This is a genomic window from Leptospira gomenensis (assembly GCF_004770155.1).
GTDB lineage: Bacteria > Spirochaetota > Leptospiria > Leptospirales > Leptospiraceae > Leptospira > Leptospira gomenensis.
In genome coordinates this window covers 1-14,268 of sequence record NZ_RQFA01000026.1, presented here as the reverse complement: position 1 = coordinate 14,268, position 14,268 = coordinate 1, and the positions used below count along the sequence as shown (strand labels likewise).

The 14,268-nt window shown below is 40.6% G+C and carries 10 protein-coding genes and 2 pseudogenes; 7 read left to right on the top strand and 5 right to left on the bottom strand.

From position 1 onward, the window contains the following. Entirely contained in the window at positions 1-924 is a 924-nt protein-coding gene (locus EHQ17_RS04785) for an LIC_13346 family putative lipoprotein (protein ID WP_246057414.1), read from the bottom strand. 202 nt (positions 925-1,126) lie between these two features. On the opposite strand from EHQ17_RS04785, the gene EHQ17_RS04780 reads away from it, so the two are divergent. The 4 genes and pseudogenes from EHQ17_RS04780 (at position 1,127) to EHQ17_RS04765 (ending at position 8,550) form a co-directional block, all read left to right on the top strand. Continuing rightward, complete coding sequence (locus EHQ17_RS04780) at positions 1,127-2,515, top strand: DNA gyrase subunit A (protein ID WP_135590128.1); 1,389 nt, start codon at positions 1,127-1,129, stop codon at positions 2,513-2,515. Further along, positions 2,512-4,647: a toprim domain-containing protein gene (locus EHQ17_RS04775; protein ID WP_135590129.1), complete on the top strand. Its 2,136-nt coding sequence runs from the start codon at positions 2,512-2,514 to the stop codon at positions 4,645-4,647. Before EHQ17_RS04780 ends, EHQ17_RS04775 begins: the two co-directional genes overlap by 4 nt. 31 nt (positions 4,648-4,678) lie before the next feature. Beyond that, positions 4,679-5,191 (top strand): annotated as a pseudogene (locus EHQ17_RS20110) (hypothetical protein). Between the two features lie 785 nt (positions 5,192-5,976). Then, complete coding sequence (locus tag EHQ17_RS04765; protein ID WP_135590130.1) at positions 5,977-8,550, top strand: YceK/YidQ family lipoprotein; 2,574 nt, start codon at positions 5,977-5,979, stop codon at positions 8,548-8,550. A 94-nt stretch (positions 8,551-8,644) separates the two neighbouring features. On the opposite strand, the gene EHQ17_RS04760 is transcribed toward EHQ17_RS04765, so the two are convergent. Together EHQ17_RS04760 and EHQ17_RS04755 are read right to left on the bottom strand one after the other, a co-directional pair. Then, a complete protein-coding gene (locus tag EHQ17_RS04760; RefSeq protein ID WP_135590131.1) occupies positions 8,645-9,067 on the bottom strand; it encodes an OB-fold protein in 423 nt (140 codons plus the stop codon). After that, a complete protein-coding gene (locus EHQ17_RS04755) occupies positions 9,064-9,489 on the bottom strand; it encodes a hypothetical protein (RefSeq protein WP_135590132.1) in 426 nt (141 codons plus the stop codon). The genes EHQ17_RS04760 and EHQ17_RS04755 overlap by 4 nt, the downstream gene beginning before the upstream one ends. 620 nt (positions 9,490-10,109) lie before the next feature. Between EHQ17_RS04755 and EHQ17_RS04750 the strand changes: the two genes are divergently transcribed. Further along, entirely contained in the window at positions 10,110-11,393 is a 1,284-nt protein-coding gene (locus EHQ17_RS04750; protein WP_246057402.1) for a YceK/YidQ family lipoprotein, read from the top strand. Positions 11,394-11,404: 11 nt separating this feature from the next. Then, positions 11,405-12,055, top strand: a complete 651-nt coding sequence (locus EHQ17_RS04745) for a hypothetical protein (protein WP_425460677.1) — start codon at positions 11,405-11,407, stop codon at positions 12,053-12,055. Positions 12,056-12,270: 215 nt separating this feature from the next. Here the strand turns inward: EHQ17_RS04745 and EHQ17_RS04740 are convergent, their stop codons facing one another. Next, positions 12,271-12,921 carry a TetR/AcrR family transcriptional regulator gene (locus EHQ17_RS04740; RefSeq protein WP_167881157.1) on the bottom strand — a complete coding sequence of 217 codons (651 nt, stop codon included), beginning with the start codon at positions 12,919-12,921 and terminating at the stop codon, positions 12,271-12,273. A gap of 353 nt (positions 12,922-13,274) precedes the next feature. On the opposite strand from EHQ17_RS04740, the gene EHQ17_RS04735 reads away from it, so the two are divergent. Next, positions 13,275-13,955, top strand: a complete 681-nt coding sequence (locus EHQ17_RS04735; protein ID WP_135590135.1) for a DAPG hydrolase family protein — start codon at positions 13,275-13,277, stop codon at positions 13,953-13,955. Positions 13,956-13,997: 42 nt separating this feature from the next. On the opposite strand, the pseudogene EHQ17_RS04730 reads toward EHQ17_RS04735, so the two are convergent. Beyond that, a pseudogene (locus tag EHQ17_RS04730) lies at positions 13,998-14,268 on the bottom strand (hypothetical protein); the annotation flags it as partial.

The window sequence follows — 14,268 nt, the reverse complement described above, 5'->3', positions numbered from 1 at the left end:
TCAATTCTTCTCGTTGGAAATTCTTATGATAGGATAATTTTTGAAATCTACCGTTGCGGTAAATGGTTTATTTGCGATCAAATCGTAAAAGGAAACGGATTTTTTAAGCCCTTTCTTTTTAGAGGAAATCAATTCGGTTTCGTCCGGATAATCCAAACAATAATAATCCGCGGTCGTATCCGATTTCCGTAACGGAAGAACCGGAGCGCTTCCGGTTAAAAACTTCGACGCAGGATATTCCATCGATTCATAATCGTAGTCCCGCGCGGAACGGGAATCTCCCTTTGCGTTGACGAACTCGGTCTGCATGACCTTGACGATGATTCCGCGCAAACCGTGTTTCCAACGAAGAGTTCCGATTCCCGGTACGAATCTGATTTCCTCGACTTCTCGCAAAGCTCCTTCCTCGTCGAGTGCGAAAACTTTTTTCAGAGATTGAATCGACTCGGTTTTCGGGATCGGTTCCCGGATTTCCGGTAAGTTTCCGTTTTCGGAAATCTCCAAACGTTTCAAAACGAACTTCGGTTCGAATTCGATCTTGTGTTTTTCCTGAGTATCTCTTCGGAAATTTCCTTTCCATTCCGAAACGAAGACGAGATTCTTTTCGGTTCTTCCGCTGGTTTCCGAAAGTTCGAGGTATTTTAGAATTCCTTGAACCATTTCCTCCTTACCGGATCGATTCTTTAAGAAAACGTAACGCGCTTGAAAACTGGAGGGTTCGTATCCGGAAGAAAGGAACGGCTTGGCTGCGAAAAAAATCTGATTCGTATAGGTTTCGGAAACGGGAGAAGAACGTTCGAACCAAACCTCGCGAATGCCGCCGCAACGTATTAGAAAGACTGAAACCGCCAAAATCAGCGGATTACGGACGAAATACAAAAATCGGATCGAGATCGGTATTCTTAAGCGGGAATGATCGTGCATCGAATTGTAAATCGGGTTTTTTCGAAAAACCTGCAAGGAAAAACCCGAAAATTAAACTTTCTTTACAAAAACAGGGGGTCCGATAAGCAAATGCGCGAAAGCGGATTGTTCAAATGTCTGCTTGTAAAACACTGTTCCAAATTCCTGTCAACTTTTTACATTTGACAGGAAAGTGTTCTAGAATTTCGTTGGCCAAAACCGTATGAAGAATTCCAATCCACCAAAATCGAAGGAAGCGTTTCCGAAACGTCCTTTTGAAGATCAAGTCAATGACGATCAGAGAAAATATTCGCGCTATGTCTGCGATTCAAGGGCGATTCCCCACGAAATCGACGGATTAAAACCGGTTCAGAGAAGAATTCTCTGGGCGATGTGGAATTCGGACGCGAGAAACCGTTACACAAAAACCGTAAAAGTGGCCGGCCTCGCGATGGGATATCATCCGCACGGAGATCGATCCATCCAAGACGCACTTTCCCAAATGGCGCAGGACTTTACGTTCGCGAATAATATTCCTCTGGTTTCCGGAGAAGGGACGTTCGGCGACGTGTTGGATCCGAGCGCGATCGCCTCTCCGCGTTATACGGAAGTAAAACTCTCCGACTTCGTGAAGGATTTGGGATTTTTCGAAAGTCTTCCCGACATCGACTACGTCAAAAACTACGACGAAACCGAAGACGAACCGATTCACTTCGTGGGAAAAGTTCCCATCGTCTTACTCAACAATATCCAGGGAATCGCGACCGGATTCCGTTGTTTTATTCCGGGTCATAGACTTGCGGACATCGTCAAATCACAGATCAATTATTTAAAAACGAAAAAGCCTCTTCCGCTTAAACCTTGGTACAAGAACTTCAACGGCGAAGTCAAACTGGCCGAGTCCGAAGCGGGGAACATCACGATGGCGACCACGTTCGCGTTCAAATGGGAAGGCGAAACGTTGTATCTTACGGATTCTCCGATGAACTGGAATCGGGAAAAGGTGGTTTCCCTTCTCGACGATATTCTCGAAAAAAAAGATTCCTGGCTCAAAGACTATGTGGATTATTCCAGTCAAACGTTCCGGATCGAACTTCAATACAAAAAAGGGGAAAAACCTTCCGAAAAGGAAATCATGGCCCTCTTCAACAAGGAGGACGTCCAAACCCTTGCGACGAACGTGATCACATACGACGGTAAGTTGAAGAATTTCAAACCCGAAGAGATCATCAAACGTTTCTGCGATTTTCGTAAAACACACTTGATCCGGAGATTCAAACGTCTTTCCGGTCTGGAAGAGGAAAAGATCGAAAGGAATTCCGAACTGATACGATTCATCAAGGAAAAATGGAACGAAAAAGTGATCGGAATCAAATCCAAAAAGGACTTCGAGGACAAACTCAAAGCCTCAAAATTCAAATACTTCGAATGGTTATCCACGATTCCCGTCTATAGAATGACGATCGATGAAGTGAGAAAATGCGAAGAGGCGATCGTGGAAGCGAAAACGACTCTTGCGAGATACCAAGGATTGGTCAAAGAAGACAAAAAATTGACCGAATTCATGATGACGGAGTTGGACGAACTTCAAAATAAATGGGATAAAGTATGAGCGCAGACAAAACGAAAGGAAAAGAAAAAACGTCCCAGGAAAGAAATTTTAAAAAATTATCCAACGTAGAACACGTTCGGATGAGAACCGGAATGTGGCTCGGTCAGAATTCCGCGTCCACATTCGAACAACATTTTTTCCGTAAAAACAACGAAGGAAAATACGAAATCGTCCACGAGGAATTGGAGGACGTTCCGGCGAAATTGAAATGTCTCGACGAGGCTTGTATGAACGCCGTGGACGAATACCGCAAAAATCAAAAGGACAAAACGATTCCCGAAAAAGACAAGATGTCCAAACTGATCATCCAACTTTCTTCGGATCGCAAAAGTATTACGATCTCGGATAACGGACGGGGAATTCCCGCCGCGAACGCGGAAGGAGTTTATCTCCATCTGATGTACGGGGAGAATTTCGACGATCACGTAAAACAGGATCACGTCGCCGGTCAGAACGGGGTCGGTATATCTCTCGTTCGTATGGTCTCCAATTATTTTAAGGTGAAAACGGTGAACAACGGAACTTCGTTCAAGAAATTATTCACCGTTCACGACGACGTAAAAAAACAGATCCGCTCCTATAAACTTTCCAAAGAGGACACCGAAAAGGTTTTTCTCTATTTCGACGAACACGGAAAATTCACCGATTGTAATCTTTTAACGAAGGACCAGATCGAAAAACTCGGACCTTTATTAAAAAAGACGAATATGCAGGAACTGATCGAAAAGGCCTCCAAGGAAGACCACGGAACTTCGGTGGAATTCGAACTGAATCCGAAATACTTCAACGGGCTCGACACGTCGTTTAACGTCGAATTGATGAAGCAGTATCTTCAGGATATCGCGATGACGAACCCAGGACTAGAAGTGCAATTCGTCTTCAAAGGGAAAAAGGAAAAGTATAAATTCAAAAAGGGTCTGGACGAGATCTTTTCCCATTCTGACCTCGTATATTACAAGATGGATTATCTCGCCCCAGGTTCGGCTTCACAGCTGCATCTCGAAACATATCTTGTAATCGGCCAGAATAAAAATCTCACCTGGGTCAATTCCATCTTCGCTCCGCAGGGAGGATCCGCCATCGAATACCTCGAAAATCGGATTTGTGACGAGGTCCGCAAAAAAAGCCAGATCACCGCGTTGGAAAAGAAACTCAAAACGAGTTCCACGAGAAACGACGTGAGAAACTGTTTTCATATGTATGTGAACGCGAGACTTTTGAACCCGCGTTTTAAATCGCAGGATAAATCCTATCTGATCAACGACCTCAATGAAGAGATTCGGAACGCCGTGGACAAACATCTGGACAAGTTCATCAAAAAGACGGGGCTCCTCGAAGAGATCAAACTGCAGATGGAAAAACGAACCCAGCTCAAAGCGTTTGAAGACGCGCAAAAGGGTTTAAAAAAGGCAAGCCGCATGAACATTCCGAAACTCATGCCTCCTACCGGAAAACCGGGTGATCCGGGAAGAGTTCTCTTCGTCGCGGAAGGGGATTCCGCAATCGCGGGTTTGCGTCCTGCGAGAAATCCTAAACTTCACGGATTATTTCCGCTACGCGGCAAGCCGTTGAACTGCAAAGGTATGAGTATCGCGAAAGCGATCGCAAACGAAGAATTAAAAAACATCGTTGCGATTTTGGGACTTCCTCTCGATCAAAAGGTTAAGTCCATCGACGAACTGAATTACGAAAAGATCAGCATCATCACGGACGCGGACTTCGACGGTTACGCGATCCGCTCCCTAATGCTTTCGTTCTTTTATGAATATTGGCCGGAACTTTTCGAATTAGGTTTTATTCATATATCCAGCGCTCCTCTTTACGAAGTCGATGTCAAATTCGGAGACAAGAAGAAAGAGACGGTTTTTTGTATAGACGATAAGGATTATGACGAGTTGATCAAACGCGTGGAAAAAAGCGGCGGAGAAATCACTCGCAAGAAACGGAACAAAGGACTCGGTGAAACGGGAAAAGAAGCGATGAAGTTTGCGGTCGAGGAATGTATGACCAAGATCACGATCGGAAACAAGAAAGACGCTTCCAAGGTTCAGAATCTTTGGTTTCATAAGGACTTTGCGGAACAAAGAAGGGACGCCATTTCCGAATACGCGATGAGCGTGATCGAAGACTGATTCGGTCCGTTTTCTTAAAGTCGGCGCGCGGATTGTTATTACGGTCGTTTTGATATTAAACGTAATCGTAATATTCCTTTTTATCAGAGGTAACTCAGACTCTTAGGAACAAGAAACTCCGAAGACATTTCCGGTTCCTAAAAATCTAGATACAAAATTTGGATTTCCGGAAATACACGTTAGACGTTTTCGCAAAGTTTCGACCATACAGCAAAAGAGAAACGGCCATCCCGGAACGGGAATTGCAGAGGCAACCATAGACTGTAAGAATTTTCGAATCAACGTTGTGGCAAAATGCGATTCCGATGAAACAGAAAATCTTTTGACGGTCCACTACGGAAAAAAACGAATCGAATTATACAGACACGCAGGATCCGATGCTTTCGGTGACGGTTATTTAAATTTTTTAGGCGTCGGTGACTTAGGTATTTATTATAGTATCAGTAACGGTACAATTACAGCGTAACGCAAACTTAACGATTGTTTCAATTGGAGATCCGGACAAACAGGTATTCTTGATTCCGATTCTGAATTTTGTAAATGAAGTTAAACATCGACTCTAAAAACGGTCATTCACCGTTCGACTAGAAAATCAAACGGCCGATCGTTTTTGAAAATGGAAAATCATAGTAAACCGCGTCTCAAAACTTGACTAGAAATCCGCCTTACTCACTCGATATTTTTAATTGAACTCGGGAGTTCCTACATTTCAAGCAGCAAGGTTTAGGAATTAATGAAAAGGATTTCGCAAAGGATATTTTTCGTAAAAGTGGGAGTTCCTACGTTTTACAAGAGAATCTAGATTTCATAGGACATCCTACATCTTCAGCGATTAAACTCTATATGTCCGCCTAATCCTATCCTAGATGCTCAAAGTGGATCTCCTACATTTTGAATTTTCTGAATAAACCCTATTTTTTTTAAAAAACTTACGACCTATTTTATAAAAGCTAAACAAAAGTTATTTTTTTTATCATTCCTACGATGAACGATAAAGAATGATCGAAACGTTACACCGAATATCATAAATTCGGTGTAAGGCGAATCTAAGCTCATCTCGTTTCCTAAATAATCCTAATTCGGTCCAATAAAATCAATCGGAATCGATCTTATCTAAGAAATCTTCCCGTTATAAACTGAAGTCATATTCATAAAAGCAAATGTTATATTAATTCCCTAAATTCAGAGGAGAAGCCGGTTTTCCATTTGCAACGTATCCTCGGACCCGACTTGTGAATTCGCACAAAGCCGTTATTGTTGCGGATTTGAACAGCTTCCCGCGGAAAACCTCAACCGTAAATATTCTAAACTAAACCATTGAGAATCCTTATGATCCGAAAAATTATTATCTTATCTTTAATCTTCTCATATTTGAACTGTTCGACTACGTCCATGCTGATCGAATCCGTCAAAAAGAAAAAAGACTATCGTCCCTATGAGGGAACCATGATAGATATATTCTTAATTGCCTTAGGACCTTTCGGGGTATTTTACGGAAAAAATACAACCCTTCCCTTTATCTCAGGAGTGATCGATCTTCCTTTCTCTTTCGTATTGGATACGATTCTGTTACCGGGCACGATTCCATATTATATTTATGTAAAGTCCGGGAAACCTTGGTCCGAAGAATGGTACCATCAAAAACACGGCGTAAGTCTAAAATCTTTCCGAGACCGTAACCCTTCTTACGATACTTTGAAGTTAATCGTTGCCGAAAACGATTTCGGAGCTCTCCAAGAATTCATTAAATCAAACGATGTGGTCGCTCTTGAAAAAAAAATCAGGGTTTTACAAGAAGACAATCTGCTTCCTTATGAACACCGAGATCAGGGGCCTTATTACCCCGAAATCGGAATCATGGATTACATGGCCGCCTTTTTCTCAAAAGGAGAACCTTATAATTATCGGAAAAGATCCAATCCTATTAGTTTAAGCGACCGGCTTGAATTCGCGTACTTACTTTATGAAGAATTTCGAAAGGATCCAATATTAGAAAAAAGATATTATGATACGGTTTGGAAAAGCTGCTTTTCTTCGGGAACGCTCATTGAAAATCGAAAAGTATTGAAAAAAATGCTTCAAGAATTTTCCGAAAAAAAGGAAATCTCCGATTTGTTTATATCGATGGCACGAGAGTATTCGGAACAAAGATACAAACACTACGAAGATCCTTTCGATGATCCTTACTACTTTTTCGATAAGGGTAAAATTCAAAAAATTTCCGAACATTGGTACAATCGAATCGAATTGTTAGAGGATCTGGACACATATCTAAAAAATAATCCGAAATTACAAAAAGAATGGCGACGCACTGCATGGAGCTCTGCCATTTCCTCCGGAGTGATCGCTTACAACCCCGTTTTGCTCGACAAGGCATTTCGTGAATTTCCGAAAGAAGCTGCAAGATCGGTATTAAACATTTTTCTGACAGCAGACAAGGCTAAAAACAACCAATCGATAAATATCATTACACGAAATCTCGTAAATGCGGAGAAATTCCGTTTAGGGGAGTTGCACGAAAGTAAAATCGAAAATATATTAAGATATCCTAATTTATTAGAGAAATTGTTACAAAACGGCTGGGATCCTAATTCGATCTTTAAACGTGCAGAACGGAAGTTCAGCGAAAAAATAGGGGGACCGGAATTCAAAGTTCAGGATGAAACTTCCCTATTGATGCTTTCCGCAAGAAACGCTTCGATTCCTATTGCAACGGTTCAAATTCTACTAAAATACGGAGCAAAACCAGATTTAAAAGTCAAAGAGTTTGATCATAAAAAAAACGAATATCTTTTAGTTTCTCCGGAAGAGGACATTAGGCAAAAACTAGAGAGAGGTTATTCCTACGACCTAATAGATTTTCCCAAAGACGGGCCGTTACAAACGTTTTACAGAAAATACCCGATTTATTCCGTTCTTAAATCCTTCGCGGAAGACCTAAACGTTTCGGCATTTAAAAAAACATTAAGCGACATCGATTTAATTCCTATGGAAAAGGAAATTCACCGTCTTCAAAAAGAATATATCGTACCTACGGAGATTCCCAGAGTAAATAGAAACGGCTCGGACAAAACGAGTATTTCAGGGGAAGTGTCTTCTTCCGCAAAAGTATATTTCAAATATAAAGAACCGCAAGAGTGTTATCCCGGGGGAAAATACTCCGAGGCGATCGAAATTCAAAGGATATTCTATAAGGCGATCGAAACCGATAAAGATTTGAAACATTCGTTTTTAGACCAATTAGGAAAAAAAGGAAGTTATTGGGAGGATCCGATTTTTTCCGAACAATTTTCGAAACTTTTATTAAACGACAAAATAAATTGGTCGGGATTCGAATTAGAGAGTTTGGTGCAACATACGGAAGCGTTGGAATTCCTGATGAGCCACGATTCAAACATGGAAACCGAATTAAAGCACAAACTAGCGGCCGTCTCATTGTTCTGTCAAAATTCAAAATCGGCGAATAGCGTCTTGAAATACTTTGTACAACAAGACTACCGGGATTTCCCAAAAGAATATATTAACTTTCTATTGTACGATTCTAAGATCTTAGAATTATTTTTAAAAAACGGTATGAACCCGAATGCAACCGGTAAAAGAACGTACTTTGTTCCATCCGGTTGCCCCCTGCTTTTGACCGCTTTGGTATCGCCCAATTCCTGGGATGGAAGGGAGAAGTTGATTCAAATGCTTTTAAAATACGGTGCGAATCCAAATCTCCCTACGATAACGATCTTGCACGAAAAGAAAAAAAACGTGTCGGTCTATCCTCTACAAGTCGTCGTAGGTACGGATCGAATTGCGAATCGGCTCCGGAAAATTTTAAAAACCGCCGGAGCGGACGAAACTCTGTTGCCGATCGATTTCGAAAAAACGGACTTCCCAGGATTCGGATGTCAGTAAACATAAACTGGGTTTTCCAAACCGAAATCCCGTACGAATATCGTCCGGAATACATTCATCGCTGCGATCTGAAATCGAAACGATGAACTCAGTCCTAAAGAAGAATACAATCGTCCATCTGAACGTTGACCAACTTTCTTTTCACGACACCTTTCACCTTGATCGTTTGTCCCTTCTTGAGTTTCGCGATGTTCTCAGCCTGATCTTTTACGAAAGTACATTGAACTCCGTCTAAATACGAGCCGCCGATCTCGACATACATCTGATCCAAAATATCCTTTCCGACGCTACGAACCCTTCCGGTAACCTCTCCTACTTTTCCTTTATACTTGGCGTCTGCGGCCACTTCGTTCGCGTGATATTCGCTGTACAATTCGTTTGCGGAAAGACTGAAAGAAGTTTCCGCAGAATTCGTAGAATCACTGTCGGAGTCACCGGTGCCGACCGCAAAAACTCCAAAGACCAAAAACACTACGAGCGTAAACGAATGCTTCCATCCAATTTCGATTTTATTCATATATTTCTCCTGATAAAAAAAATTGCACAAAAAAGAAGAATCAATACGTCATCCAGATCGAATGTGCCCGGAATCCATCCTAAGAATTGAAAAAATTCCGATCCGAGGGCTATCGTCGGAATGATCCAGATATAAATATAACGCCAATTCGACTTGGAATCCGCCCAGATCGAATCGATCAGAATCATAGAAGATAACATCCAAAGAGCGAAAGGAAGATTATAAATCATCCAATCCGGCATCGGTAGATACCGAAACGTTTCCCTGAAAATCAGAATCCAAGAAGATAATCTCAGAACATCGAGCCAGTGAAACATCAAAAGGGAAGTCGGTCGAAAAAGGAGATAGATCGCAAATCCGATCAACAGAAATAGGAACGATATCGCAACTCCGATCCGCCGAGAAAGATAAATTCTATTCATAAAACGGAAAGTCCCATCGCGCGCACTGCATTGTTTGAATCGAAACACGCACACGTCAATCGATTTAACATATTAGATAATTAATTTTTACTTTATAAATTAATGATATATTATCAACGGAATGAGATATAAAAAAGATCTCAAACAAAAAACAAAAGAATCAATGAAAAAAATTATCCACATTATAATATAATCTAATAAGTGTTTTTTATATGATTAACATTATAAATATATTAAGTGATTCATTGGAATCAATGATTTAAATAGCTAGAAACCATCCGTTATCTAAAATACGCGGAAATATAGAAATTGTTTGACTGTTTATCTTTGATCGTTTCCCTACAAACATGATCCGAAAAATCATCGTCTCCCTATTGATCGTTTTTAATTTAAACTGTTTGACGCTTTCGTATATGAAACTAGCTAATAGTGATCGAGAAGACGAGGCGTACTTTCCATACACAGGAACGTTAGGCAACATTACGATCATTTTGTTTGGACCGCTTTTACTCACGGTACCTTTACCGGGCAAACTAACAGGGCAAGATGACTCGAGTTTTTTTGCGTTCTGGCTTTATCGTTTTATCGATCTACCTCTCTGTTTCATTGCGGACACCGTTTTGTTACCGATAACCCTTCCTAATTTTATTTACGTAAAGTCCGGAAGACCTTGGTCCAGCAGTTGGTATCATAGGAAGTACGAAAAAGGGGTGACTTCCTTTCGAGAGCAGAATCCCCCTTATATCGCCTTAAAGTCCATCATCGCGAATAACGACTTAAACGCCTTACGGCGGTTTTTAGATTTATACGACGTCACAGTTCTTGAAAGAAAGATCAGAGAGTTACAGGAAAAAGATTTACTTCCTTACGAACATTCGGGGACCTACAATTTTTTTTCGAATCAGATTGGAATCATTGATCATATCGCTTCTGTGGCTTCCGCTCCCACATATGTTAGAAGGATTACCATTCATCCGAGAGATCGACTTGAAATCATATATACCCTATATGAAGAATTTCGAAAAGATCCTGAATTAGAAAAAAGATACTATGATACGGTTTGGAAGATTTACTTTTCCTCCGGGGAATTGATTGAAAATCCTACGATATTCAAAAAGGTCGTTCGGAAATTTATCGATAGAAAAGAAATCTCTCAGCTAATTGAATCGACCGCTAATAAATATTATAGGAAGGAATCCGATCGACCCAAGGAAACATATTTCAATCCCGATTCAAAAACGATTCCTCGGCAAATTTCGGAAAGTTGGAAGGAAAAGATCGATCTTTTGACGGAAATCGACGATATTCTTCAAAAGAAACCGGCCTTGTTGAAAGAGTGGAGATCAATCGCCTGGAACTTCGCGATTTCCTCAGGATTGATCGCACATCGCCCAGCAATATTAGAAAAAGCATATAGAGAGTTTCCTAAGGAAAGCGCAAACGCGGACCTTATCTTGTTTCTCGAAGCGAACAAGGGAAAAAACCAACGTTCCATAGATATCATTGCGGAAAATATTAAAGACCCAAGTGCGTTTCCTTTAGATCGAATCGAAGAAAAAACGGTCAGATATATATTAATGTATCCTAATGTTTTAGAAAAGCTCATTCAAGTAGGATGGCCGACGAATCAAATTTTGAAATGGAAAAAAGAGAAATTTAACGGAAGAAAAACATACGTTGTAATCGAGGAAAAAACTCTTCTCGTTCTTTCAATCGAAGATGACCTCATCCCGGAAGAAACGATTCGTATTTTGTTGAAACACGGTGCCGATCCAAAGTTAGGAGTAAAGAGCGGTCTGCAGGGAAAACATTTTATACTCTATCCGATGTCGAACAGCTATCCATACGGAAATTCGATTCTAAAAGAGTCGAAACAAAAACTCATAGAGGAATGGAATCGATAATTTTCACATTTATGAACATAAATAGAATTCAAATATTTGCATATATAATTTTGTTTTGTTGCGACTGTACCGGCGGATCCAAAAAATTGGACCCGAAAACCTATTCGGTGGAGGGATTGAAAAAACAAAAATTACAGTCTGATAAAATTCCGGAACAACGAACACAACTAGAAGTTTCGAATACGGCCATCATCAATGATAGGTTCGAATTTTTAGGTATTTCTGCGGATGAGTCGGTCTTTAAAGACGTAGAATCTAAATTCGGAAATCGATATATTCGAAATCATTTTAATTACAAAGAAATAGAAATAGCCTACGAAACCCTCGGACTCATTTTCGTTTTCGACAGCTACGGTGAAACGATCCGAAAAATAATTATAAAACCTCCTTTTCAAGCGGTTACTTCCAGAGGAATCACTTTGGGTAAAAGTACGATCCAAGAAGCTCTGGATGTGTATGAAAAAACGATGTATAGACCGGGGGAATGGACGGAACGGAAGTTAGAAGAAAAACCGCATTTGTGTTTAGAATACGGTTACCCCCGCTATTTCCCACCTCGTAGCATTTCGTTTTGTGCGGAAAAGAATCCTTCTCTTCCCAGAAAATCGGTGGATAAGACTTTTTATTTACACCAGAAAATTCAAAGGATATTCATTCATTAAAAAAAATGAACGGAGTGAAGGTAGAAAGGATAATCTCCGTTTCCGAGCGCGGAAGCCGGAAGCACTTAAAGAATTCTTAATAAATTCGCCGCATTTCGTGATCTTCATTTACGAAAAAAAAGATACGATTTCGTTTTTCAACTTTGCTTGTATCGATCTTGCGTTTTCAAGGAAACGAGTTTGTTCTAAAATTCGGTTCATGAATACTTGTAAGTTTAACTTTGAATCCCTCGTTTGATCATATCGAGAAGTTTTCGAATTTCCGCTTCATCGTCTATCGCATCGGGCTTCGTCAAAACGAATCTATATAAAAGATACGAAATGTTGATGCTATAAGACGCTTTCACGAAAGACTCGGGATCGAGATCCGGCCGCAATTCGCCTTTCTCTTGAAAATAACGAATCGCTTCGATTGCTGGTTCGAAAAGATTTTCTCTCCAGATAGGACCGAAAAAATCCATAAAATCGGAATCATGCAATATCGCCGAAGATAAAATCCGGATTTTATGACGATTCTGCTTTGCCATCTCGATGCGATTCCTCATTAAAGAAAGATACCATTGATCAAAGGAAACGTTCCGGGTTTCCAAAAATTTTCTGAGCTCGGGCATCTGCGAAGCGAAAGCTGCTTCATAAACGATACCTGATAAAATTCTAATATAAAGATCCTTTTTTGCCGGAAAGTATTTGAAAAGAGTTCGCTCCGTTACTTTAGCTTGTCTCGAAATTTCCGCCGTTGTCGTTCCTTCATAACCGCGTTCCCCGAAAAGTTTTTCTGCGGAGGTGAGAATGTCTCTCTCCTTCGGAGTGGACGGTTGTGCGTATTTTCCGTATTCGGAAAGAAGTTTCTTCCGATTGAGTTTCATAAAAATTCCTAAGTTCGATTTTTTAGAATCCTTTCCAAAGAAAAGAAGTATTTTAGGAGGAGAGATTCTTCTTTTCGCAATACTTTTCGAAAGAATTTTACCGAGCTTGCTACCCGTTCTATTGTACGAAACCCATCTAAGTTTGAAGAAATCCGACGTATTCTTAGAATAAATGCTCTTTGAGCCGAATATCGTTTTTTTACGGATTAATTCCCCACTTTTCTCGCCAAACCGTGCGGGCATATCGCGAAAATTCGATTTCGATTTTTTAACATTCCCTGAAAAGTTATTGTATAGTATTTGCTATACTAAATTTTATGTAAATATAGTAAATACTATACTTAGGAGAATTTATGAAAAAGGTGGATATCTCGTTAAAGCCGATTCTTCCGGTTAATTGGCTAAAAAAGGAAATATCGAGCGCGGCCTCCGGAACTGAAATACTTTCCGACGGGAGGGTTAAATTCTGGATTAGACATGCGCCCGTAAAAGGAGTAACGCCGAAAATGTTAGTTTGGTGGTTCTCCCACTTGGAAGGAAAGATAGAATATGAGGGAGGTCTTTACGAAAAATATCACGTATGGCATCCGGAAGATCACGTACATGCAAGTTACGAAACGAGATTGCCGGATGGTTCGGTCGGACCGGGCGCTTCGATCCGTCTCGTAGAATATCTTGGTAGAAATGAAAAATACATCGTCAACATCGTTACCGAAATAGAAAAGTTAGACGAAACCGGATACATTCATAATCCTAAACTCGAAGGAAAATTTAAAGTAGCGAGAATGGAATATACGTTTGCAACTTCCGGAAACGATACGATCTACGAGAATTGTCTGATTATCGGTTGGAAAGGATGGACTTGGAAATTACTTCGTCCTTTGTTTTTAAAATTCGTTTTTCCGAAGGAGCGAGGAGTTGCCTGGATCAAACACAACGTCGAGGAAGTCGGTCAATTCGAACGTTTTTTACCTGAACTATGGAGAAAAGAAAGCGGAGTTGAAATGCGTGAAGACTCTCTTAATTTACGATAAAACCGGAATTGTCTCCGAGGAAAATAATGAATTTGAATATGTTCAATTGCTTCCGAACGTATTCGAATTCTTTCTTCCCTCCCGATCCAACTCTTGAGAATTGTATTTCGGAGAAAAGTTCGTGTCGCCTTTGTGCACAAACGTCTCGCCATATGGAAGGTAGTGCATCAGAGACAACGTATTCCCCTCGTCGTCTAACACGTGTGAAACGGAATCCACTTGATCGGTGAGAAAATAAGCAAGCGCTCCCGCCTCGTTCAACGCTGCAATACGAACACCGTTCAAGTAGACGTTGTTCACGCTTGTGAGTACG

Excerpts from the sequence above, each read along its gene's own strand:
- EHQ17_RS04785 (WP_246057414.1), bottom strand. The coding sequence starts at position 924 with ATGCACGATCATTCCCGCTTAAGAATACCGATCTCGATCCGATTTTTG.
- EHQ17_RS04780 (WP_135590128.1), top strand. The coding sequence starts at position 1,127 with ATGAAGAATTCCAATCCACCAAAATCGAAGGAAGCGTTTCCGAAACGT.
- EHQ17_RS04775 (WP_135590129.1), top strand. The coding sequence starts at position 2,512 with ATGAGCGCAGACAAAACGAAAGGAAAAGAAAAAACGTCCCAGGAAAGA.
- EHQ17_RS04765 (WP_135590130.1), top strand. The coding sequence starts at position 5,977 with ATGATCCGAAAAATTATTATCTTATCTTTAATCTTCTCATATTTGAAC.
- EHQ17_RS04760 (WP_135590131.1), bottom strand. The coding sequence starts at position 9,067 with ATGAATAAAATCGAAATTGGATGGAAGCATTCGTTTACGCTCGTAGTG.
- EHQ17_RS04755 (WP_135590132.1), bottom strand. The coding sequence starts at position 9,489 with ATGAATAGAATTTATCTTTCTCGGCGGATCGGAGTTGCGATATCGTTC.
- EHQ17_RS04745 (WP_425460677.1), top strand. The coding sequence starts at position 11,405 with ATGAACATAAATAGAATTCAAATATTTGCATATATAATTTTGTTTTGT.
- EHQ17_RS04740 (WP_167881157.1), bottom strand. The coding sequence starts at position 12,921 with ATGAAACTCAATCGGAAGAAACTTCTTTCCGAATACGGAAAATACGCA.
- EHQ17_RS04735 (WP_135590135.1), top strand. The coding sequence starts at position 13,275 with ATGAAAAAGGTGGATATCTCGTTAAAGCCGATTCTTCCGGTTAATTGG.